Raw genomic sequence first — 22,211 nt, 5'->3', positions numbered from 1 at the left:
ACATCCTCCTCATGGGTCTTACATTTATAACATTATATCTAAATATTCTATATTTTTCTGTAAAATTCCTGTAAAAAGTTACGCTATACAAAAAATCCCAATAAATAGTAGACGATTGAGTACCAGAAATGTTTCAAAAATGGAAAATTTCCACATTAGAAGAAAATGGAGGTGTCCTGATAGACAAAAAAAACCCACTTTGTTTAAACTAGGTTAACAAAGCGGGGGTTTTAGTATCATAGTTTCATGAGAAGATTGTTTATAAAAAAATCCCACGGAGCAGATTTTTAACTACATAATAAACAATAACAGAGGCAAAAATTTGGGCAACAATAGAAAGCAACATAAAGAACTTTCTTTTTAGGAAAGAGTACTTTAAAAATTTCTTGTTCAGATACGGTCCTATAACAAAAAAGGCATTGATCACAAACGTAAACGTCCATTGAAATACTGTTTTGGGATTTTCATAAACACCTGCCTTGTAAACATCAAGCATGATCCTGCCAAGTAAAAACACTAAGATACTGAAAATCACTTGAACACCTAGAAAATAGATTATTAATTCTTCGATTCGTTCCAATGTTTCTAAAGTCATGTTCATTCCTTATCCTTTAATATGAGATTTGCTGTAGATAAAAGTTCCCATGCATAATTGTACGTTTTTAGTTGTGTTTTTTTCATAGATCATATATAGGCCGATTATAGAAAAATCGCCCGAAGGAGGTTTATTATCACATAATAAACAATAACAGAGGCAAAAATTTGGGCAACAATAGAAAGCAACATAAAGAACTTTCTTTTTAAGAAGGAGTACTTTAAAAATTTCTTGTTCAGATACGGTCCTACGCCAAGAAAAGTATTGGTCACAAACGTAAGCGTCCTTTGGAATACGGTTTTGGGATTTTCATAAACACCTGTTTCGAAAACATCAAGCACGATCCTGTCAAGTAAAAACACCAAGATACTGAACATTACTTGAACACTCAGATAATAGGATAAAAAGAATTCGATAAGTTCCATTGTTTCTAAAGTCATGTTTCATTCCTTTTCCTTTATTGAAATTCGTTTATTCTGTTTCCCTCTATTTTCCTATTTATTATAAAAGCTAATTTTTTATTATTCTATATTCAAAGAAGGAATTGGTTATTTTGTACCAATCATCCATCAGAATTTAAAAAAATTACACCTGTTGACTAGACGTTTTCCTTTGCCCCTTTTCAACACCCTCTGCATGCGAGAAAACAGATAAAAAAAGAGGCTCTCCAAAAGTTCAAAGAACAATCGGAAAACCTCTTATTATTAACCTTATTCCCTATAGACATGCTCCTATAACGGGGCTAAATTACATCTTCATACCTGTTCTTTTGAGTCAACCTAACATTTTAGGATACTTTTTTAGACTGTTTCATTTCCAGTTCTTGTTTTGCAGCCCTTTTTGCCCAGTAGGTGGCAACCAATGGTCCAGAAATATTATGCCACACTGAGAAAATCGCACTCGGAACAGCCGTAAGTGGAGAGAAATGGGCGGTCGCTAACGCTGCGGCAAGTCCTGAGTTCTGCATTCCGACCTCGATTGCGATTGCTTTTTGATCGGCATACGGGAATTTGAACCATTTTGAAATAAAGAAACCTAATACCAATCCAACAAAATTATGGAGAATAACCATACCAAGAATTGCTAATCCTGATTCCAGGATATTTGCTTTATTCGCTGCTACTACGGCTGAGATAACACCGACGATTCCAATTACAGAAACAAGTGGCAGGATTTTCGCGCCTTCTTCTGCTTTGTCCTTCAAAATCCATTTGAAGACGATACCAAGAATAATAGGAAGAAGAACGATTTGAACTGTTGAGAGAAGCATGTCCTTTCCAGATACAGGAAGCCACTGGCTCGCTAATAGGTAAATAAGTGCAGGAGTTAGGATTGGCGATACCAAAGTCGCTACCGATGAAACCGCAACTGACAAAGCGACATTTGCTTTTGCTAGGTACGACATTACATTGGATGCAGTTCCCCCTGGACAGCAACCGACCAATATTACACCAACTGCCACTTCAGGAGGGAGATTCAACCCTACTGCCAGAAGATAAGCTACACCCGGCATTATGATGTATTGAGCTGCAACCCCCACGAACACGGCAAGAGGCTGTTTAAATACGGACTTGAAATCTTCTACAGATAATGTTAATCCCATCCCAAACATGATTATTCCAAGAAGGATCGAGATATAAGGGGCAATCCAGGTAAAACCGCCTGGAAACACCATGGCTAAAGCCGTGAATAATAAAACCCAGTAGATAAAAGTGTTACCTGCTACTGTACTAATTCTTGCTAGCATATTCATTTGTTGTTCACACCTTTTTTAGAATTTTTCAATTATCTTATTATACATTATATTCAGACAACATCAATGACATTTTTCGTTATAAAATAACAAAAAACCTCATGATCCTTAAAGGTATGAGGAAATATACACAAAATTAAGAGAAGGACATTTATCAGTTCAGTGAACTGATAAATGTCCTTCTCTTTTCAAATTTTTGCTAGGAATGATACCGACTAGCAAAAATCACTATTACATCAAGCCGCATTTATGAGCCTTTCCTAAACAACCGTAGTTCCTTTGCAACAGCACGGTATGTGATTTCACCCTTCAATATGTTTAATCCAAGCATAAGTATTATGACCCTATAAGCTCATCAATTTCCCTCTTAGTCGGTAGAGCAGAGATTGCTCCTTTTCCTGTTGTAGTGAGAGCACCGCTAGCATTGGCAAATTGGAGGATAGAGGCTTGGTGGTCTCGCAGCACTTCCTCAATGTTTTCAGGATTTGCATGCAATTCTAGTAATTGATATAAAAATCCGCCAATGAACGCATCACCAGCTCCAGTTGTGTCCACCGCTTCAACAGAATATCCGCTCGATTCAAACTTTTGATCTTTTAAAATTAAATCCGCTCCGGCAGCTCCCTTTGTGTAGACAACTGCCTTCACGTTTCCAACGAATAACGATTGTATAGCCTCCGACTCATCTTGTATTCCCGTAATAAAATTAAGCTCTTCATCGGAAACCTTTACGATATCTGCAGTCGGTAAAAATTCGAGAATCGCCTTACGACAGTCCTCTGGTTCTTCCCAAAGCGGAAGCCGCACATTCGGGTCAAAGCTGACCAAGCCATCCGCAGCTGAAACAGCGGCAATCGCTTTTTTATGAGCCTGTTTCATTGGGCTTTCCACCAGATCAACCGAGCAAAAATGGAGTATATCCCCCGCCTGGAACCATGTTGGCTCAATTTCCGCCTCGCATAACAGCAAATCAGCAGAAGGATTACGATAAAACGAAAAATCACGTTCCCCGTTTTCTTTTAACGAGACAAATGCTAAGGCAGTATTCGCATCACCAGTCCTGTATACTTTATCTGTCTCAACACCTGCCTCAACAAGCTTTTCGACTAAAAAATCGCCAAATGCATCGTTCCCTAATTTAGAAATCATCGCTGCATCCTGCCCATATTTGGCAACAGCCGCAGCCACATTTGCCGGTGCTCCCCCTGGAGCTCTCTCAAATGCGACAACATCCTTTAAGGCAACCCCTTTTTGAAGAGGAATAAAATCAATTAACACTTCACCAATCGAAAATAGCTTTCCCATTTTGTCACCTCTAGTACAACTAAAAAATTATTTGATATCCCATTTAACTGCCTTTACATTCGTATGTCCACCACGAGCAAACACACGTATTCCACTACTAGCTTTACCAGGAAAAATCCTTCCAGTAAATACTTCCTCTCCATCATTTACAAACACTTCAACAGAGGAAACATCAACAAAGATTCGAATTGAAATCTTTTCAGCGTCCAACGTACATTTCCGAACCGTACCAAACTCCTCAGCGAAAGATTCGCCCGACCTAGTCCGATCAAACACAACCTTTTTCGCAACACCATCATATTTAATCACGGTTTTCTCCATTTCTCCAACCCGAAGTTCCAAACCAAACTCCTCAGCCGTACTATCAGAGAATTCCGCAAGAAGCTCATACACGTCTCCCTCAAAGTTACCGAGACGAACATTCTCATTCTCAACACTTTGGCTGGTTTCCACCTTTTCTCCGCGAAGCAATTTCAGCTCAGAAACCGGCTGTTGAATCAGTTTTCCGTCTTTAATCGTTAACTCACGAGGAAGTGTTAAACAGTGTGCCCAGCCATTTTTATCAGTAGGATAGTCAATTTCCGGTAATCCCATCCACCCAACTAAAATCCGCCTCCCCTTGTGATCTACCGTTGTTTGTGGTGCATAAAAATCAAAGCCCCGATCCAGTTCATGGAATGCACCATGCTTTAATTCGATATTCTCAAAATCTATTGGACTTCCAACTACATACCCTGATTGATAAATATTTTGATAGCAGTCACCTTCCGCTTTTAATCCTTGTGGGGAGAAAAGGAATACGCCATGTCCATCCAGCTCAAAATAATCCGGACATTCCCACATATAACCGAACTCTTCACCTAACCCTGTCTTCACTTCGTCCATAAACTGCCAATCTTTTAAATCCTTAGATTGAAATAAAACTACACTTCCAGTCTCATTTTCCCTTTGGGCACCAATCACTGCATAGAAGAGGTCCCCATTTTTCCAAACCTTTGGATCACGAAAATGGTCAGTATAACCGTTAGGAACTTCTGCAATCACCGGTGCATCCATTTTGACAACACTTCCATCCGGACTCATCACAGCCAAACATTGATAGGGATGTCGATTCCAATATTCATCGCGCGTATTGCCTGTGTACATGAAATATAATTTCCCATCATGCTCAATTCCGCTTCCAGAATACGCCCCATGACTATCAAACTCATTCGACGGCTCGATACCCATTCCAACATTTTCCCAGTGTATCAAGTCTTTAGACTTCGTATGATACCAATGCTTCAACCCATGAACCGGCCCGAGCGGGAACCATTGATAGAATAAATGATATTCCCCATTAAAATAACTAAAACCATTCGGGTCGTTTAACAATCCTGTCACCGGCTGAATATGAAAAGACTGGCGCCATGGGCATTGGTTCACTAGTTTGGCTAGCCCTTGTATTTCCTCTTCGGATACTTCGTCCATGGTTCTGTATCGCTGCTCTTTTGTCCATTCCATGCTGTTCACTCCTAATGCGCAAAAGGAGAATCACGGGATTCTCCTTTTCATTTTTTATTATGCTGCTACTTGATCGGATGTTTGTTTAACTGCTTTTTTTTCTTCTCTTTTCGCTAAAACAATCGTGACGATAAATGCTACGGCAAATGCGATGGCCATACCGATAATATAAGAAATTATGGTATCTGGGCGAATCGAGATGATTCCTGGTATACCTGCTGCCCCTAGTGCAGTCGCTTTAACCTTGAACAACGTAACAAAGCCAGATCCAACGGCAGAACCAATAATCGCACCGATAAATGGATAGCGTAACTTCAAATTAACCCCAAACATCGCTGGTTCAGTAATCCCTAGTAAGGCAGAGATACCAGCTGCTGAAGCAGTTCCTTTGATTTTGGCATTTTTCGTAGTCTTTAGCACCGCAAGAGTCGCTCCTCCTTGTGCCATGTTTGACATCGCCGCAATGACAAAGATAAACGATCCACCGGTTTTCACGACATCAGCAAGCAATTGTGTTTCTACCGCAATAAAGCTGTGGTGCATACCTGTAATAACAATTGGTGCATATAGTAAACCGAAAATGATCCCGCCAATGATACCTGTGGTGTCATATAACCAAACGATTCCATCTGTTAATAAATTTCCAGCTGAACGTGTCAACGGGCCTACCAAAGTAAACGTTAAAACCCCGGTAATAAAGATAGACAATAAAGGTGTTAATAGATTGTCTAAAGCAGATGGAATAACCTTCCGTAAGGATGTTTCGATTTTTGCAAGAATAAAAGACGCGGCAAGAACCGGAAGTACTGTTCCCTGATAGCCTACCTTTTCAATTTCTAGGCCAAAAAGATTCCAAACTGGGACTTCATTATTCAGTACTGCTGCACCGTAACCGTACCCATTTAATAAGTCCGGATGAACCATTAGCATTCCAAGAGTAGCCCCAAGGAAAGGATTCCCACCAAACCGTTTCGTTGCTGAAAAACCAATTAATATAGGTAAAAAGACAAAGGCAGCATTTGCAAATGTATTAATAAGTGCCGCTAAATCTGCCATTTCCGGATTGGCATCCACTAAGGATTTTCCTTCAATAAACAAGTCTGGAGCAGTTAAGACATTGTTTATCCCCATTAATAAACCGCCAGCTACGATCGCTGGAATAATCGGAACGAAGATGTCTGACAGCATTTTGACAAATTGCTGAATCGGATTCAGTTTCTTCGTCGCCGCATCCTTCACATCACTCGTTGACATTTCCGTTTGACCAGACATCTTCGCCAAGTGCTTATAGACCTCGTTCACTGTTCCAGATCCTAGGATAATTTGAAACTGACCTCCTGTTGAAAAGGTCCCTTTCACGACATCCATGTTGTCCAATGCTGCTTGATCTACGACCGATTCATCCTGTAAAACAAGACGTAAGCGTGTGGCGCAATGCGCTGCAGCTGATACGTTTTCCTGACCACCAATGGCATCCAAAACTTCCCGTGCAATTTTTTTATGATCCACTTTAATCCCTCTCTTTTCATTTGTTTTAGGAACCGGTTCCATTAAGAAACAAAAAAATAAGTTCTTTTCTCTAATGGAACCGGTTCCGATTTTAATTAAAAAAATAAATAGTTAAAAAGAGAAACCATATTCAATTGTTACCAAGTGAACAGGTCCTCTTAATTGGAACCGGTTTCGTTGTCTCTATTATAGGGGACAGTTCAAAAGATTGTCAACGCTTTCCCGCTCAATAATTTCAAATTTAGAAAGTGTTACTTTTTCTACAGGACGTTCATTGACTAACTCTACAATATGTCTTGCGGCCTTTTCCCCCGCTTCTTTGTAAAAAAACTTCGCCGTCGTTATGCCCGGATGAATGATTCCTGTCACATCATAGCCTCCAAAACCTGTAACTGCTAAGTCCTGAGGGACCGTGATCCTCTCTGAATACGATGCCTTCAAAACCCCAAGAGCGATATTATCGGTTGCACATACAAAGATCGCAGGCTGAAATTCATGGATGATTTCCTTTGAACTCGCTTGTGCAGCTGGAATATTGAATAATGTCTCATAGAAGCGAACATCACAATCCTCGACTTCTTGTATCGCCTTTTTAAAACCCTGCTTTCGTTTCACGCCTACTGAAATATCCCGTTCCGTTACGCCTAAATAAGCAATTTTCCGATATCCTTTTTCTAGTACGTACCGCCCCATCGCATAACCGGCATTAAAATCATCATGAATTAGACTATGAAAGTTCTCATGCTCTTGTCCAATTAACAGTACAGGAACCTTAACACTTTCAAATGCCTGGATATGCTGATCTGTGATTTCAGTAGCAAGCAAAATAATCCCCGCCATCTTTTGATTGGCGAAGCTATAGATGCTTTCTATCTCTCGGTCCAGATTTTGACTTGTATTGGAAATAAGCATCTGATAATTCATTTTCTTTAATTGTTCATCGATGCCAATTAATGTTTGTGAAGAAGCATAGGAATCAAGCCGCGGGACAATCGTGCCAATAATATTCGTTTTCTTCGCTTTTAAACTCTGCGCAAATGGATTCGGAGAATACCCGGTCTCCTTGATTGCCTGTTCAATTTTCTTCTTCGTCGCTTCCCCAACCGAGCCGCCATTTAAATACCGAGAAACCGTACTTTTCGCCACACCCGCAAGCTTAGCAATATCTAAAATTGTACTCATTGTCCTCTACCTCATAACATTTCAAATTCATATACCATTATAGTAACATAAATAACTTCATCCACTTATTTTTAGGAGATAGTCTATACTTGAAAAATTTTATTACAACTCTTCTGCTTTTTCAGGTGACATAGGTTTCTTTAACGGTGTAACCAATGTGATTACCAGTGCAACAACCGCTAAAATCATCATGAAGTAGTAGGATTGGCTTGAGGCAAATATTGATGCCAGTTCCGTAATTCTTTCTGTCACACCTTGTTTAACTAAATCCCCTGCATAGTCTGTTGCATTTGAGGTATAAATGGTTACGACAACCGCTGTACCAATCGCCCCTGCAATTTGACGAACCGTATTGTTAACGGCTGTGCCATGTGTAACAAGTTCCTTCGATAATGCATTTAAGCCTGCTGTGTTCAGCGGCATGGTTATAAAGCTTAAACCGATACGCAAGAAAATCGTACGAATCATTAAAAAAGCAAATGTCGTGTTTTGCGTTAAGTCGGTGACAACCCACATCGAAGGGATGACAAAAATTAAACCGATAATGAATAATGGCTTTGCGCCGAATCGGTCATACCATTTTCCGGTAACAGGTGAAAGAAAAGCATTGACGATGGCCCCTGGCAATAATAATAATCCTGCATCAAATGCTGTAAAACCACGGCCATCTTGTAAATAAATCGGTAATAAAATCATATCGGCATATAACATCATCGTTACGATAATGTTAATGAGAGACGTCATTGTAAACGTTTTGTTTTGGAACACTCGTAAATTTAAAAACGGATCACTTGCGCGTAATTGACGCATTGTGAAAAACACTAACACCAATACCCCCGCAATAATTGACGTTAACACCATCGCATCGCCCCATCCGTGACTACCGGCATTACTAAATCCATATAATACTAGCCCGAAGCCGATTGTTGATAGTATGAAACTTAGCACATCCAATTCTGCCTTCAATCCTTCAGAAATGTTAATTAAATATTTGAATGCTAATACAATAACAATTCCTACAAGCGGAATTAAACCTATAAACAACCAGCGCCATGATACATATTCAATGACAAAGCCAGATAATGTTGGTGCTATAGCAGGAGCGAAAATCATGGCAAGCCCTATTAGGCCCATTGCGCTTCCTCGTTTTTCAAGTGGGAAAATAAACATAACGACACTCATCATGAGCGGCATAATAATACCTGCACCAGCAGCTTGAATCATACGTCCTATTAATAATATTGAAAAATTTGGTGCAATCGCACAAATGATAGAACCGATTAATAATAATAGCATTGAGCTAATAAATAATTGACGTGTTGAAAAGCGCTTCATTAAAAAAGCCGTTACCGGAATTAATATACCGTTAACCAGCATGAATCCTGTTGCTAACCATTGTACAGTTGTCGCACCAACATCAAACACTTCCATAAATTCACTTAATGCAACATTTAATAGTGTTTGGTTTAATATCGATAAGAAACCTCCAAGCAGCAACACAAACAGTAATACTTTCTTATTCATTTGTTGAGCCATAGAAAACTCATAGACCTCCTCTTTACTTTATCAACATAGTGACGATAAAATAGATTGTAACAACTTTTAAATTAAGAAACCACCAACATTATTTAATAAAACGTCAACTATGCAACGGTTCACTTAATTATGTTGTAAAAGTGTTAGGTTAATAGTCAAAGGAGTTAATAAAATGTCTGCAAGGAAAGAGGATCCACGTGCTATTCGCTCCAAGCGTTTATTGAAGGAAGCGGTTATATCATTATTAATTGAATCACAAAATTTACAGGAATTAACGGTTCAAAAAATAACAGCAAAAGCTGAATTAAATCGTGCTACATTCTACCTGCATTATGTAGATATGCAGGATTTACTGAAGCATGTCGTTTATGATATTTTCGACGATTTGTCTAAGAAATTATCACCTCTTTTACAACCAGAACATGTAGATTTAGATGAACATAGACTTACCTTTTTGGATTACTTTTATCAACATCGAAAGTACTTATCCGTGTTATTCGAAGAGAAGGCGTTCCAAAAGAAGCTCCATAACTTTATCGTGGAATTCGTTCAGGCTAGGCGCGATCTAAATAAAATAGTAACAGAAGATGCTGTTTCAAAAGATATTATCGCATCCTCAATTCTAGGTATTTTAATGTGGTGGATTCGGGATGGAAAACATTATAGCTCTGAATATATTGCACATCAAATGTCGGTATGGATGACTAGGAGATATTAAGAATGGTCGCACCAAAAGGATAAAATCACGGCGAAAATGTTTACCTCTATGTAACGTAAGAAATAAAAAAGAAGCCTCCCAAAAGTTCAGTGAACTTTTGAGAGACCTCGATTAATATCCTTAATGTTTTTCCTCCTTTCTAAAGACATACTGAATAATATGAAAGAAATTGCATTTATAACATGGCTACTTGACTATACTTGTCCATTTTTTTATATAACTAGGAATAATATAGCAATAGAGATTACTTTTTCTGAATAAGGGGAGCAACATTAGCTGACCTATAAGAGATAGAGGATGAGAAAATAGATACAAGCTTTTAAATTTTAACAACATAAAAAAGACTACCTCCTTAAATTTAGGAAGTAGTCTATACTTTTGGGAAATTGGGTCTGTCCCCCATTGCGTTAAAGCAGTTATTCACTGAGGGACTGACTCCATTATTCAAATTATAACATTAAGCCATGACGTTCAAATGCTGCTGCTTCTAGAACGGACATACCTTGCGCCTCGGCAGCCTTTGCCACTTTTTCCGAAACTTGCGGTGCAAGATTGGCAGGAGCAGCGTAGGACATTTCTCTTGCGCGCGCAGAATTTCTGCGTTGGAACGGTCCCCAAATAGCAAAGGTTTTACCAGGGCTTTGTATATTAACAAAAAGTGTGTTTCCATCTGGCGAGAAGGTAGGACCTGCCAATTCTGAATTACTTAGACGGTTGTGGGCAAAAGGATAAATTTTGCCTTCTGGAGTAATTCCCATAAGTCTATCATCACCTGAACCATCTTCTGCGTACCAAAGGTCGCCCCATGGAGTCATACATATATTATCTGGATATTCCATTTCTCGTGCATCATTACCCTCATAGAAAAGCTCCAATGTATTAGTGTGAGGAATATAACGGTAAACGCGTCCGAGTTTTTTGTCACCGGCAGAGGTGTCATCGAACCAGAAAACACCCTCTTGGAAGAAAGCTCCCTCAAGTCTTGAGAATTTAATGCAATTCTGTGCAGCTGCTTCCTCTCGGCAAAAATGAGGATCTACTTTCTTCCAAACAATTTTAAATGTTTGTCCTGTTTTGAAAGTGCTTGCTGCTGGATCCGTTACCGCTTCAATCGCAGCTGCATACAGCGTACCGCCTTCTTGTAACGCGCCAGGCTTTTGGCTCGTGTTATTTGGGATAAAACGGTAAAGGTAGCTTGGGCTAGCATCTTCAGTTAAGTATACATATCCTGTAGATGGGTCAATTGCACAGGCTTCGTGTGCAAAACGACCCATCTCCTTGATTGGAGTTTTGGACATTTCGTTTTCAGGCTGCTGTGGATCTACTTCGAATACATATCCATGTGTTGCAGAACGTGTTTCTTCACAAGTTAGCCATGTACCCCATGGTGTCGCTCCGCCAGCACAATTTCGAATTGTACCTGATGAGGTTACATATTCTTTGATAACTTCTCGATTAGCTCCTACTACTAGGGCCGTTGTACCACCTTGAGCAGCTGCATCAAAAGGATTGCTTCCAAATGCTGCGCCTGTCCCCAATTCATGGTTACGAACTAGAACGGTAGTATTGTTAGGTCCTTCGAAAGCTGCCATCCCATCAAATGCGCCAGGGATTTTTGCCCCATTTGACATTAGACCGCCTTCTTTAGAGATAATTTTGTAATGAAAACCTTTTGGAAGGTCAAGAATTCCATTCGGATCCGGCACCAAAGGACCGTAACCGCCAAAGCCGCTGGTTGGATTGTTCGTCGTATCCGCAAATGCTTTTGAACCAAGTGCTAATACCCCAGTTGACCCAAGTGTGAGGGCAAGTGTACCCATTCCTCCCGCTTTTAAAAAGTCTCTTCTGTTCAAGCCATTTTTAGAAGTTTCATTATTCACAGACTATCTCTCCTCAAATATTATTATGAATCTAGTAATAGACTAAATTGAAAGTTTTAAGGGAAAGTAGGATTTTTGTAAAAATTCAGTAAACTATTGATAAGGAATTGTAAATATGTCTTGCCTTTACGACATTAACTGAATACTTTACCTATTCTTTACACTTCTTAATATGGTGTTTACACTCAAGTAATTAGTTCTTCAACTTTCTTCTGTACTATTTAATAGAATCTACTAGAGGAGGAAATGAGTAATGAAAATCATGAAACTGGTAATGAGCCTGATGACTATTGCATTTTTTATGGGTTCTCTAATGGGGACACAGTCAAAAGCAACAGCAAATGGAACGGAGTTTGAACGAGGTGTATCGGTAAATGTAAAGATGATGTCATATAACATTCATCACGCTGAAGGTGTTGATCGAGTATTAGATTTGGAACGAATTGCTAAAATTATTGAAGATGAAGGGGCAGAGATTATTGGACTGCAGGAAGTGGACAACCATTGGTCAGAACGCAGTGCTTTTGAAGACCAGGCAAAATGGCTTGCTGAGCGGCTTGGTATGTTTTATGTCTTTGCTGCCAACTTGGACAGAGATCCATTAAATGAAGGGGAGCCGCGCCGTCAGTATGGAACAGCGATTTTGAGTAAGTATCCGATTTTGAACTCTGAAAACCACTCTCTTACTAGAATCGGAAATACGGAACAGCGAGGTCTCCTTGAAGCTACAATTAATGTAAAAGGAAATCACCTGCATTTTTATAATACGCACTTGGCTTTAACAACGGCCGAGCGTGAAATACAAATGAAGGAAATCATTGCGATAGCAGGAGAATCCAAAGGACCAAAAGTAATTATGGGAGATTTAAACGCAGTCCCAGAAAGCATTGAAATGAAACCAATGTATGCAAATTATCTTGACGTGTTTGCGGATCAGCCTGAGGCTTATACCTATTCGGCTACGAATCCTACTAAACGTATTGATTACATTTTTACCTCATCCGATATTAAAACGGTAGAAACAGATGTAATAAATACATTAGCTTCCGACCACCTGCCAATCACAGCTGAAATTGTATTGGAAAGACTGGAACCTTTCTATAATGGCGGAAAGTAAAGACCAGAATAAATTCCCATTAAGCTGTAATGGCTTGGTGGGTATTTTTTTGATTAAGTCACCAACGGTCTTTTTAAGTGTTCTTTATTTTAGCTAATCTAACAAACTTTTCATCTCTTTGTTTAATTTTCTGTTGAACTTCTTCATCGTCTGCATATGTAAATAATCCACTACCTGTTTTGGTTCCTAGATTTCCACTTTGAACTTTTTCCTCAACAAATGCTGGAATCTTTACCTCTTTGGATAATTCTGGGGCAAGATTCTCTACTACACTCTTCCAAATGTCAAGTCCTCCAAAATCAGCGGTTTCTAATGGACCAATAAATGCCCATCTGAATCCTGGACCATCTGTAATGGCTAAATCAATATCTTCTGGGGAAGCAATCCCTTCATCTAGTAAGTGAAAAGCTTCACGGACTAGTGCTGCTTGCAAGCGATTGGCAATGAAACCAGGGATATCTTTTTTCAGAACTACTGGTTTTTTCCCTATACTTTTCAGTACTTCTACGGTTCGGTCAATAATTTCTTGTGCAGTATCCGGTCCCTTCACCACTTCCACTAACGGAACAATCTGTGCTGGATTAAAGAAGTGGGTGATAATTAACCGGTCTTTCTTCTGAATCCCTTCCGATAATTGTCTTAGTGAAAACGTCGAAGTATTGGAAGCAATAACGGTATCATCCTCGATCAATTCTTCCAATTGTTTGAACAAGCTAAATTTAATATCTAAATTCTCTGAAGCGGCTTCGGTAACAAAGGATGTATCCCTAACCGCCTCTTCTAAATTAGTCGTTGTAAAAATATGAGACAGTGCGCTTTCTTTATCCTTTTCACCAATAACTCCCTCATGAATTAACATATTTAAATTCGTTGAAATTCTAGTAACCGCATTGGATAAAAATTCAGCTTTAATATCATATAAAAAAACATCATATCCTGCCTGTGCATAAAGTTGAGCAATTCCATGCCCCATTGTACCTGCACCTAATACAGTAACTTTTTCACTCATCTGTACCCCACCTTTGTCAATATTTACTAATCTATTTTTTATATTACAATAATTCTGTTAATACGAGAAGCATTTGTAGTCGTAACCGTTCCACCCTTTTTGAAGGCTGGATGATACGTTTGCCAAAATACTGATTAACTTGTATTAGTGGGGCAGGTAAATTTATATTTTTTACTTAATATTCCGGAATTAGAACGAGCCATAGTTAATTGCTTAAGCAAACAGTAAGTATATGACAGCCATTACTTGGAAAATAACAGCCAAAGGACCATAATTTCGATTCTCTTTTCGACAATATTCTTCCTACAAAAATGAAAGAAACGCAGGTTTGACAGCATTTAAAGCTTTTCTAATCAATCGTTTAGTTAAAGCCGATTCAACTAATTAATCGTTTGATTAAATAGCGCCTGATCCCTTTTAACAAACGAATTTTTAGCTATTTTAAAGTGAATTAATTGTCGTATAAAAATTGAAAGTGTAAGGAATTATCTTCAAAACTAACAATAGAAACTTGCAAAATGCATTTTCTGACAAATACAAACATCTTTATTACTAACTAATCGTTTGATTGAAAGTACAGTAAACCCTTTAAAATAGGCTTTCCCCCGTTTTTTAGATAAATTTTTTGTCTAGGAAAACTCTAGTATATCTACTAACAAAACCAAGACTACCTCCTGGTTAATAGATAGTAGTCTTTACTTTGATTATTCTTGCTAGTAGCAAAAAGGAAGCGACGCTGACCAAGGAGGTAACTTATCCAGAGGCTGGTGTAGCTCTCAAACAAATTATGGACAGACTCGGCCATTCAGATGATTAGATACCAAAAATGTCTGTCTCTACAGTACACGAAAAATAAAAAAAGAGGATTCTCAAAAGTTGGTCAACTAATGAGAAAGCCTCTTTTAATTTACATTATGTTAGCATTTTGTTAGCAATTCACTCAAAAACCCTTATATATCAAGGGCTGGAGGACATGATTACATCATGCCGCCCCTAAGGTGAGAGTGTGTAATATCTTTAACCTGGTGTACGGAAAGTGCGGTATTTTAAGGTTTTGTTAATTTCTGTCTGTAACATCTTTAACGGGATATTATCGTTTTTTATTTGATTGCGTTAGCAAAATGTTAGCAATTTCAAGCAGATAGACTTTTACGGTTGTTCACACATTCCACATGTCCAGAGTGTATGTGGCAACATATGGGGGTGCTGGTGAAATACTCTTAGTAATCATCTGATTCAGATTCTGTTTGCTCTCTATCTAAGATTATATATTTGTTAGTCTCCTACATATTAGCAGCCTGTAACTTTGCTTGCTCATTAATCAAACAGATTCTTTTATATTCCTTAATAATACACCAATGAGAATGAGCTTAGTTCTTACTCCATTAAAGTGCCCTTTAATGGAATAACGACTAGCTTCTGTTAGCTGGTTTTGTGGAAGAACCTGACATATAGCTAAACATATTTCCCCAATTTTTTATTGCCAGCTAATAAGAAAGTATAAAAATTTCACAGTAATTTTATTCTTTCTTATCGCGCATAAGTGCAAATACTCCTCATGAACCGCCACATAAGGTTTGACTACCTGCAAGTTTTCTTTATATCCTTTGATTCTTTGGAAAAATAATTTCAAAACTTGTTCCCACTCCAACTTTGCTATGCACTTTTACTTTTCCATAATGTTTGTCAATAATCCATTTTGCAATCGCAAGCCCAAGACCAGCTCCCGCTTCTTCAGTCCGGGATTTATCCACTTGAAAAAATCGATCAAATATTTTGGGCATATTCTCTTCCTCAATACCGATGCCATTATCTTGTACTTTTATCAAAACGGAATGTGAGGTCTGGGAACAAGAAATTATAATTTTTCCTCCCTCTTTCGTATACTTCATAGCATTATCAATTAAAATGACCATTAATTGATGGATTCTCTCCTTGTCTCCAATAAGAGAGACAGGATATGGAGCATCTAATAAAAGCTCTTTTTCTTGATATAAAGCTATTTCTGAGTAATGCTCGATTAATTCCATCAACAAATGACTTAATAAAAACTCTTTCTTTTCCATTTCTAGCTGATCTGAATCAGAACGCGCCAATGTAAGCAAATTAGAGACGAGCTTTGACAATCGCCGCCCTTCTTTTGATATGACAGAAATATCTATTGCCTTATCTTGTATAGTAGAAGTCGGGGAACGCCACAATAGATCTGTCTTAGTCTGGATAACAGCTAAAGGTGTTCTTAATTCGTGAGAAGCGTCTGACACAAACTGCTGCTGCTTTTGCCATGCTTTTTTAATTGGAACGAGCGCCCTTCCAGCCAAAAAGAATCCCGCACCAACCGCACACAAACATCCAATACCAGAACCGATAACTAAAATTAATAGCAATGTCTGAAGCATTTCTTTCTCAGAAGTAATGTTTCTTGCAAACTGTACCGTTATTACTCCAAAATTTGGATGATACGCTTTTATTGCGATGGTTCTAAAGTGGAACCCTTCTGCTTCTGTGTCTCGAAGCATTTCTAACTCATTAGGCCGAAATTTTGATTCATTGTCGGAAAAAACAGTTCCATCCCCATTTAATGTAATTAATTCATTTTTTTCGTTCCAAATCAGTAATGCAATACGTGGATCTCTAGGCCCTCTCGGCAATCCATCTGGCTGTATTATAGACCTCTGTTGTCCTGTCCCAGCTAGACGTTCTGCCGCCTCAAGCAAGTCATTGTTTACATCCCGATACAAACGCGACCCGGCATAAGAATAAATTACTGCTGCAAGCACACCAATTAAAATGATAAAGACTAATGAATTTAAAATAGTGAGTCTAATACGAGTTCGTTGAAACATCCCCTTCTCTCCTACTGTTCCTTCATGATATATCCGATGCCGCGTACCGTTTGAATGTCTTTATGATACCCGAACGGTTCCATCTTTTTGCGAAGATGATGGACAAATACTTCTACTATGCCGATTGTTGTATCAGAATCGAATCCCCATACTCGATCATAAAGCTGTTCTTTCGTCAAAATGGCACCTTTGTTTTGAATCATATACTCCAGCATTTCATACTGTTTTAACGTTAATTTTATAGGATAGCCATCTACTAAAATGGCTTTTTCTTTTCCAAATAGTTCGATCCCCCGATATTGAATCGTTTGATTTGTCGTTAGACTGCCGCTTCTTCTCAATAACGCTCGAATACGTGCTTGCAGTTCCGGTGCTTGAAATGGCTTGGTCAGATAATCATCTCCTCCATAGTCCAATCCTTTGACCCGGTCTCCTAATGAATCTTTGGCAGTCAAAAACAAAACAGGGGTCTCAATATGTCCCCCGCGTATCTTTTGTATAACCTCAAATCCATCCATTTCCGGAAGCATTACATCAAGGACAATCAAATCATATATATTTTGCATGGCCATAAATAGCCCTTCTTCTCCATTTTCAATGCAATCTACTTCAAATTCTTCAGATAAAATTTGGTTAATAGACTCTAGCAAGGCCACATTATCTTCTACTACTAATATACGCATCATGTGTCACTCCTTTCTTACATAGTAACAAAACAAAGCGTTCGCAGTAGACGATCGCTTTGTTTTGTTCTATTCATATCGAAGAGCCTGAATCGGGTCAAGCTTAGAAGCTTTATTCGCCGGAAACACACCGAATACAACTCCAACTAATAAAGAGAAAACAAATGATAGCAGCATAACAGGTATAGAATAAACTGTTGCTGTACCCGTTGCTAACGTAAATATGTGAGTACTGATTACCCCAATTCCTAATCCAATGAGCCCACCGAGTGAACTTAAGACAACTGCTTCAATAAGGAATTGAAGCAGAATATTTTTACGTTTTGCTCCAATTGCTTTTCTAATGCCTATTTCTTTTGTACGTTCTGAAACGGATACAAGCATAATGTTCATTATACCAATTCCACCAACAATAAGAGAAATAGCTGCACTTCCTCCTAACATTAATGTCATCGTTTCATTAACAGATGATGCAGTTTCCATTAAATCTTGGGGACTTGATACACTATAACTATCCGCATCACCCACAATTGAATACATCGTTCTTTCAATAAGGTTGGATATGAAATTCATCACATCTTCATTCTCAACCTTTACATATACTGTCCCAATAGTGGTAGTAGAAGCTAAACGTTGTCCTGTGCTAAGAGGGACAAGAATCGTATTATCTCCACTTGTTCCTAAGGAACTTCCAACTGATTCAAGAACGCCCACAACTTTGTAGGATGTTCCGTTTACCTTTACTGATTCACCTACCGGGTCGCCTAAACCGAATAATGTTTGGGCTGTGTCTGAACCCAGTACTGCAATTTTTGAATGATTATCATGATCCAAGTCTGCAATGAAACGTCCTGATTGCAGCTGTAAATCACGGACATCTAAGTAGGAAGAAGTTGTTCCAATCATTGACACTTGTGTGTTCGTTTTCCCGTTTTTTACTGTTACCCTTCCAGACACTGTTGGGGCAATTTCTTCAACACCATCGACAACTTGAATCTGTTTAGCATCCTCTTCTTTAAATGTAACATCTGAACCCGTAACCGATACAGTTAATACATTTGTACCCAGGCTTCCAATTTGATCTTGTACTTCTTTTGTTGACCCCTGTCCTATCGCAACCATGACGATCACCGAGGATACACCGATAATAATCCCTAACATCGTTAGAAATGCTCTAATTTTATTGGATTTGATACTTTTCAGTGCCATATTCAGTGTTTGCAAACCATTCACCTCCATTCTCATAGAGTTGTCCATCATGGATACGAACAACACGGTTTGCTTTTCTTGCAACATCTAAATCATGGGTAATGAGAATGATGGTATGTCCCTGCTCATTTAATGAATGTAAAATCCCCAAAATTTCCTTACTTGTTTTACTATCAAGTGCACCTGTAGGTTCATCTGCTAGTAATATAGGCGGATGGCCGGCCAACGCACGAGCAATTGCAACACGTTGCTGCTGGCCGCCAGATAATTGAGAAGGCAAATGATTCGCTCTATCTGCCAATCCTACTTTTTCTAATGCTTCTAATGCCGTTTCTCTTCGTTTCGCTGCTTTCATTCCTCGGTAAATGAGTGGGAGTTCGACATTCTCAACTGCTGTAAGCTTCGATATAAGATTGAAGTTTTGAAAAATAAAACCTATTTTTTCATTTCGAATGGTTGCAAGCTGTGAACTCTTCATTTTTCCTATTTCTTCATTATCTAAAAAGTATTCACCAGAATCAGGTCGGTCTAAACATCCAATCATATTCATAAATGTTGATTTTCCGGATCCCGATGGACCTATAATAGAGATAAAATCGCTCTTTTGTATATCAATGGAAACACTTTGAAGAGCCAACACCGTTTCGCCGCCAAGTACATACGCTTTCTGCATGTTTTTAATTTGAATAATCGGCTCATGAATAGTCATTAGTTTCCACCTCGTCCGCCTGATGGAGCACCGCCGCCAAATGGGGCTCCTCCTCCATTTCTTCCTCCAAAGTCACCACCTGGGAAGCTGCCGCCGCCTGGGAAGCCACCGCTTGGCATCATCATTCCTCCGCGCATAGAATTACCACTGGATTGTACGATCGGAATTTGAATAGTTTCTCCTTCTTTTAAACCACTTGTAATTTCAACATACGTATCATTCGCAATACCCGTTTCTACTGTTACTTTCTTTGTAGATTGTGTGGAATCGTCAGCAGTTACAGGAACTAATACATATTTTTCATCTCCGCTTTTATATACGGCTTCTACTGGAACGTATAGGGCGTTTTCTTTATTCTCGATTGTGATACTTGCTTCCGTTGACATACCAATTTTCAAGTTTTTTGGATCAGTGATTTGGATTGCAACATCAAATGTAGAAACTCCATTTGAAGATGTCCCCACATTTGCAACACTCGTTACAGTTCCTTCGAATGCTTCTTCTTCAAATGCAGTTGCGGTTATTTTTACTGCCTGTCCTACTTGGACTTTTGTAATATCTAACTCATCAACACTAATGGTTGTTTGCAATGAGCTGTAATTTATAAGGTGTGCAACTGTCTCTGAATTTTGTACAGAATCACCGTTTGCAATAGAAAGGCTAGTGATGGTGCCATCAACCGGAGTTTGTAAGATACTACCATCTGTAAAGGTTACGAGTGTGTCACCTGCTTTGACAACATCTCCTTCCTTTACACTGACAGTATCCGCTGTTAAGCTACTGCCACCAGTAGTTCCTAGGCTATCTGAACCATTATTGTCCCCTCTTGTTACTGGTGAAACGACCCTATCTCCATCTTCGATACGAAGAAGGATTGTTCCTTTTGAAGCTCCACTGCCGCTTTCCACATTAACTGCTGTAATTTCTCCACTATTTGGAGCCTTAACAACATCACCATTTTTAAACGTTACAAGTGTTTCCCCTTTAGATACGGTATCACCAGATGCTACACTTACACTCTCAACAACAAGAATTGTATTTTCGGCTGTTAGATCATAATCGGTAATGGCTGTAACCGATCCTGAACCACTAACGGCTACCTCTAATTTTCCTTTTTGTACTGGTGTTGTTTGTGCTGCAGCCACAACACCTTGAGCTTGATCTTTTTTACCTAAAAGGAGCCAAGCACTTGCTCCTCCTATTACAACAATAAATACTGAAATAATAATCCACTTTTTCAAAATTCTCTTCTCCTTTCCATCATTGATTTTGGCCTGATTGGTCGCGACCCGGCTGGAATTGACCATTACCCGGGAACATTTGACCATTCCCTCTTGGCCCCATTTCTGAAAAATCAAGGATTGTACTTTGTTTATAAACTAAATATCCTACCCCAATAGCTGCACACGTACTTATCACCAAATTTACGATGAGTAAAATTTTTATTAGATTTTGTTTAGCTTGTTCCATTTTTATGCCTCCTTATTTTACGTTGATAAGCCCATTATGAAATTCGTTCCTTAACTTTTCCTTAACATTTCACCCTTACATGTCAAATTAATGTAATCTTTCTTACGAATATTCCAAAAAAACAGAAGGCTACATGAGGTCACTGAAAAGGGCACTATAGTTTAGATAAGCGAAGGCTTCCTCAATAAAATTGAGGAAGCCTTCGCTTTTTTTTCATGTATTATAGTTGTATTTAGTTTTGGTGGTTTCTCGGATAATCTAAATCAATAACCACAACGCATCCTAGGTGTGAGCATAATCTACTTTCCAACTAATATTATAAGTAAACTGTAAAAAGATTTAGACCAAATGGATCACGAAGCAATTTATAAAATTGTACTTTAGGAAACAAGGTCAGATATCTAATTATAAATGGATGGCACTTTCTGCAAAAAAAAAGGGATACTTTAACAAGGAACATATAAAAAAAAGAGGCTTTTCAAAAGTTTGAAAAAACTAATGAAAAGCCTCTTTTACTTTTAACATTATGTTAGCAATTTGTTAGCAAACTCCTTAAAAAACCTTGTATATCAAGGGGTTGAGCAGCTATTACATCATGCCGCCCATTCATTTTCGTATATTATAGAAGAAAATGAATATAAAATACCGCGATAAATCGACATTTTCCAAGCTTTAATTAAAATAGTTTGTAATAATTTGCAAATAGGCCGAGGACAAACAGGAGGACAAAAAAATAACCCCTAATCCCTTATGACGTTTATGTGAAAAATATAAAGCCCTCTCTACGGAGAAGGGCTTGCTTAATTAGCATTAGTTACAGATTCAGTTAAACAATAATCTTCAATAAGCGAATACGGGATTTTTCCATCCCGACCAGAGCCTCGTCTATAAGTCCTGTCCCACGGACCGCCCTGGACATGAGTAATGTCCACCAATTCAAATGCTCCCAAATGTCCGAATTCTGCTACGGTTTCCTCAATGACATCAACTATTTTTTGATGTAAAGGAGTTTTCATAAATCTTGAAGATACCGATAACTTGAAAGGCTTCTCTTTATCGATTGGCTTAGTATCATCTTCACCATTAATTGCACTGCGGCCAAAGCAGTTAATTAAGAATAATTTAATGCAATATATTACCATAAACAAAAGTAAAAATGCTAAAATTCTATTATATTAAAAATAAAT

The 22,211-nt window shown here is 38.5% G+C and carries 19 protein-coding genes; 2 read left to right on the top strand and 17 right to left on the bottom strand.

Annotated elements, in window-relative coordinates; genetic code table 11:
• Nucleotides 1-259: 259 nt before the first annotated feature.
• The 8 genes from QNH48_RS01665 to QNH48_RS01630 form a co-directional block, all read right to left on the bottom strand.
• Nucleotides 260-595, bottom strand: coding sequence for a hypothetical protein (locus tag QNH48_RS01665; RefSeq protein WP_283953489.1), 336 nt, complete (start codon nucleotides 593-595; stop codon nucleotides 260-262).
• A 104-nt stretch (nucleotides 596-699) separates the two neighbouring features.
• Nucleotides 700-1,035 (bottom strand): hypothetical protein, encoded by a 336-nt coding sequence (locus tag QNH48_RS01660; RefSeq protein ID WP_283953488.1) that lies wholly within the window; start codon nucleotides 1,033-1,035, stop codon nucleotides 700-702.
• 347 nt (nucleotides 1,036-1,382) lie between these two features.
• Nucleotides 1,383-2,348 carry a bile acid:sodium symporter family protein gene (locus tag QNH48_RS01655; RefSeq protein WP_283953487.1) on the bottom strand — a complete coding sequence of 322 codons (966 nt, stop codon included), beginning with the start codon at nucleotides 2,346-2,348 and terminating at the stop codon, nucleotides 1,383-1,385.
• Between the two features lie 336 nt (nucleotides 2,349-2,684).
• Nucleotides 2,685-3,653: a carbohydrate kinase family protein gene (locus QNH48_RS01650; protein ID WP_283953486.1), complete on the bottom strand. Its 969-nt coding sequence runs from the start codon at nucleotides 3,651-3,653 to the stop codon at nucleotides 2,685-2,687.
• A 27-nt stretch (nucleotides 3,654-3,680) separates the two neighbouring features.
• Entirely contained in the window at nucleotides 3,681-5,156 is a 1,476-nt protein-coding gene (locus QNH48_RS01645) for a sucrose-6-phosphate hydrolase (protein WP_283953485.1), read from the bottom strand.
• 57 nt (nucleotides 5,157-5,213) lie between these two features.
• Entirely contained in the window at nucleotides 5,214-6,665 is a 1,452-nt protein-coding gene (locus QNH48_RS01640; protein ID WP_133371841.1) for a sucrose-specific PTS transporter subunit IIBC, read from the bottom strand.
• A 186-nt stretch (nucleotides 6,666-6,851) separates the two neighbouring features.
• Nucleotides 6,852-7,847 carry a LacI family DNA-binding transcriptional regulator gene (locus QNH48_RS01635; protein WP_133371842.1) on the bottom strand — a complete coding sequence of 332 codons (996 nt, stop codon included), beginning with the start codon at nucleotides 7,845-7,847 and terminating at the stop codon, nucleotides 6,852-6,854.
• Between the two features lie 102 nt (nucleotides 7,848-7,949).
• Complete coding sequence (locus QNH48_RS01630; protein WP_283953484.1) at nucleotides 7,950-9,383, bottom strand: DHA2 family efflux MFS transporter permease subunit; 1,434 nt, start codon at nucleotides 9,381-9,383, stop codon at nucleotides 7,950-7,952.
• Between the two features lie 172 nt (nucleotides 9,384-9,555).
• Here QNH48_RS01630 and QNH48_RS01625 point away from each other — a divergent pair, with 172 nt between their 5' ends.
• Complete coding sequence (locus QNH48_RS01625; protein WP_133371844.1) at nucleotides 9,556-10,101, top strand: TetR/AcrR family transcriptional regulator; 546 nt, start codon at nucleotides 9,556-9,558, stop codon at nucleotides 10,099-10,101.
• Between the two features lie 449 nt (nucleotides 10,102-10,550).
• Here QNH48_RS01625 and QNH48_RS01620 read toward each other — a convergent pair whose 3' ends face one another.
• Nucleotides 10,551-11,981 (bottom strand): alkaline phosphatase PhoX, encoded by a 1,431-nt coding sequence (locus QNH48_RS01620; RefSeq protein WP_283953483.1) that lies wholly within the window; start codon nucleotides 11,979-11,981, stop codon nucleotides 10,551-10,553.
• Between the two features lie 253 nt (nucleotides 11,982-12,234).
• On the opposite strand from QNH48_RS01620, the gene QNH48_RS01615 reads away from it, so the two are divergent.
• Nucleotides 12,235-13,098, top strand: a complete 864-nt coding sequence (locus QNH48_RS01615; RefSeq protein ID WP_283953482.1) for an endonuclease/exonuclease/phosphatase family protein — start codon at nucleotides 12,235-12,237, stop codon at nucleotides 13,096-13,098.
• Nucleotides 13,099-13,171: 73 nt separating this feature from the next.
• Here the strand turns inward: QNH48_RS01615 and QNH48_RS01610 are convergent, their stop codons facing one another.
• From QNH48_RS01610 to QNH48_RS01575, 8 genes are all read right to left on the bottom strand, one after another.
• Nucleotides 13,172-14,107 (bottom strand): 3-hydroxyacyl-CoA dehydrogenase family protein, encoded by a 936-nt coding sequence (locus QNH48_RS01610; RefSeq protein WP_283953481.1) that lies wholly within the window; start codon nucleotides 14,105-14,107, stop codon nucleotides 13,172-13,174.
• Nucleotides 14,108-15,705: 1,598 nt separating this feature from the next.
• Nucleotides 15,706-16,953 carry a sensor histidine kinase gene (locus QNH48_RS01605; protein ID WP_283953480.1) on the bottom strand — a complete coding sequence of 416 codons (1,248 nt, stop codon included), beginning with the start codon at nucleotides 16,951-16,953 and terminating at the stop codon, nucleotides 15,706-15,708.
• 11 nt (nucleotides 16,954-16,964) lie between these two features.
• Nucleotides 16,965-17,636 carry a response regulator transcription factor gene (locus tag QNH48_RS01600; RefSeq protein WP_283955649.1) on the bottom strand — a complete coding sequence of 224 codons (672 nt, stop codon included), beginning with the start codon at nucleotides 17,634-17,636 and terminating at the stop codon, nucleotides 16,965-16,967.
• Nucleotides 17,637-17,705: 69 nt separating this feature from the next.
• Nucleotides 17,706-18,845 carry an ABC transporter permease gene (locus QNH48_RS01595; protein ID WP_283955648.1) on the bottom strand — a complete coding sequence of 380 codons (1,140 nt, stop codon included), beginning with the start codon at nucleotides 18,843-18,845 and terminating at the stop codon, nucleotides 17,706-17,708.
• Nucleotides 18,817-19,548: an ABC transporter ATP-binding protein gene (locus QNH48_RS01590; RefSeq protein ID WP_283955647.1), complete on the bottom strand. Its 732-nt coding sequence runs from the start codon at nucleotides 19,546-19,548 to the stop codon at nucleotides 18,817-18,819. The genes QNH48_RS01595 and QNH48_RS01590 overlap by 29 nt, the downstream gene beginning before the upstream one ends.
• Before the next feature lie 5 nt (nucleotides 19,549-19,553).
• Nucleotides 19,554-20,795: an efflux RND transporter periplasmic adaptor subunit gene (locus tag QNH48_RS01585; protein ID WP_283953479.1), complete on the bottom strand. Its 1,242-nt coding sequence runs from the start codon at nucleotides 20,793-20,795 to the stop codon at nucleotides 19,554-19,556.
• A gap of 19 nt (nucleotides 20,796-20,814) precedes the next feature.
• Nucleotides 20,815-21,024, bottom strand: coding sequence for a hypothetical protein (locus QNH48_RS01580; RefSeq protein ID WP_133371859.1), 210 nt, complete (start codon nucleotides 21,022-21,024; stop codon nucleotides 20,815-20,817).
• A gap of 800 nt (nucleotides 21,025-21,824) precedes the next feature.
• Nucleotides 21,825-22,166 (bottom strand): hypothetical protein, encoded by a 342-nt coding sequence (locus QNH48_RS01575; RefSeq protein WP_283953478.1) that lies wholly within the window; start codon nucleotides 22,164-22,166, stop codon nucleotides 21,825-21,827.
• Nucleotides 22,167-22,211 lie beyond the last annotated feature (45 nt).

It is taken from the genome of Neobacillus sp. YX16, from assembly GCF_030123505.1.
In the GTDB taxonomy this organism is placed as follows: domain Bacteria; phylum Bacillota; class Bacilli; order Bacillales; family Cytobacillaceae; genus Neobacillus.
This window is presented reverse-complemented; position numbering and strand designations above follow the sequence as displayed.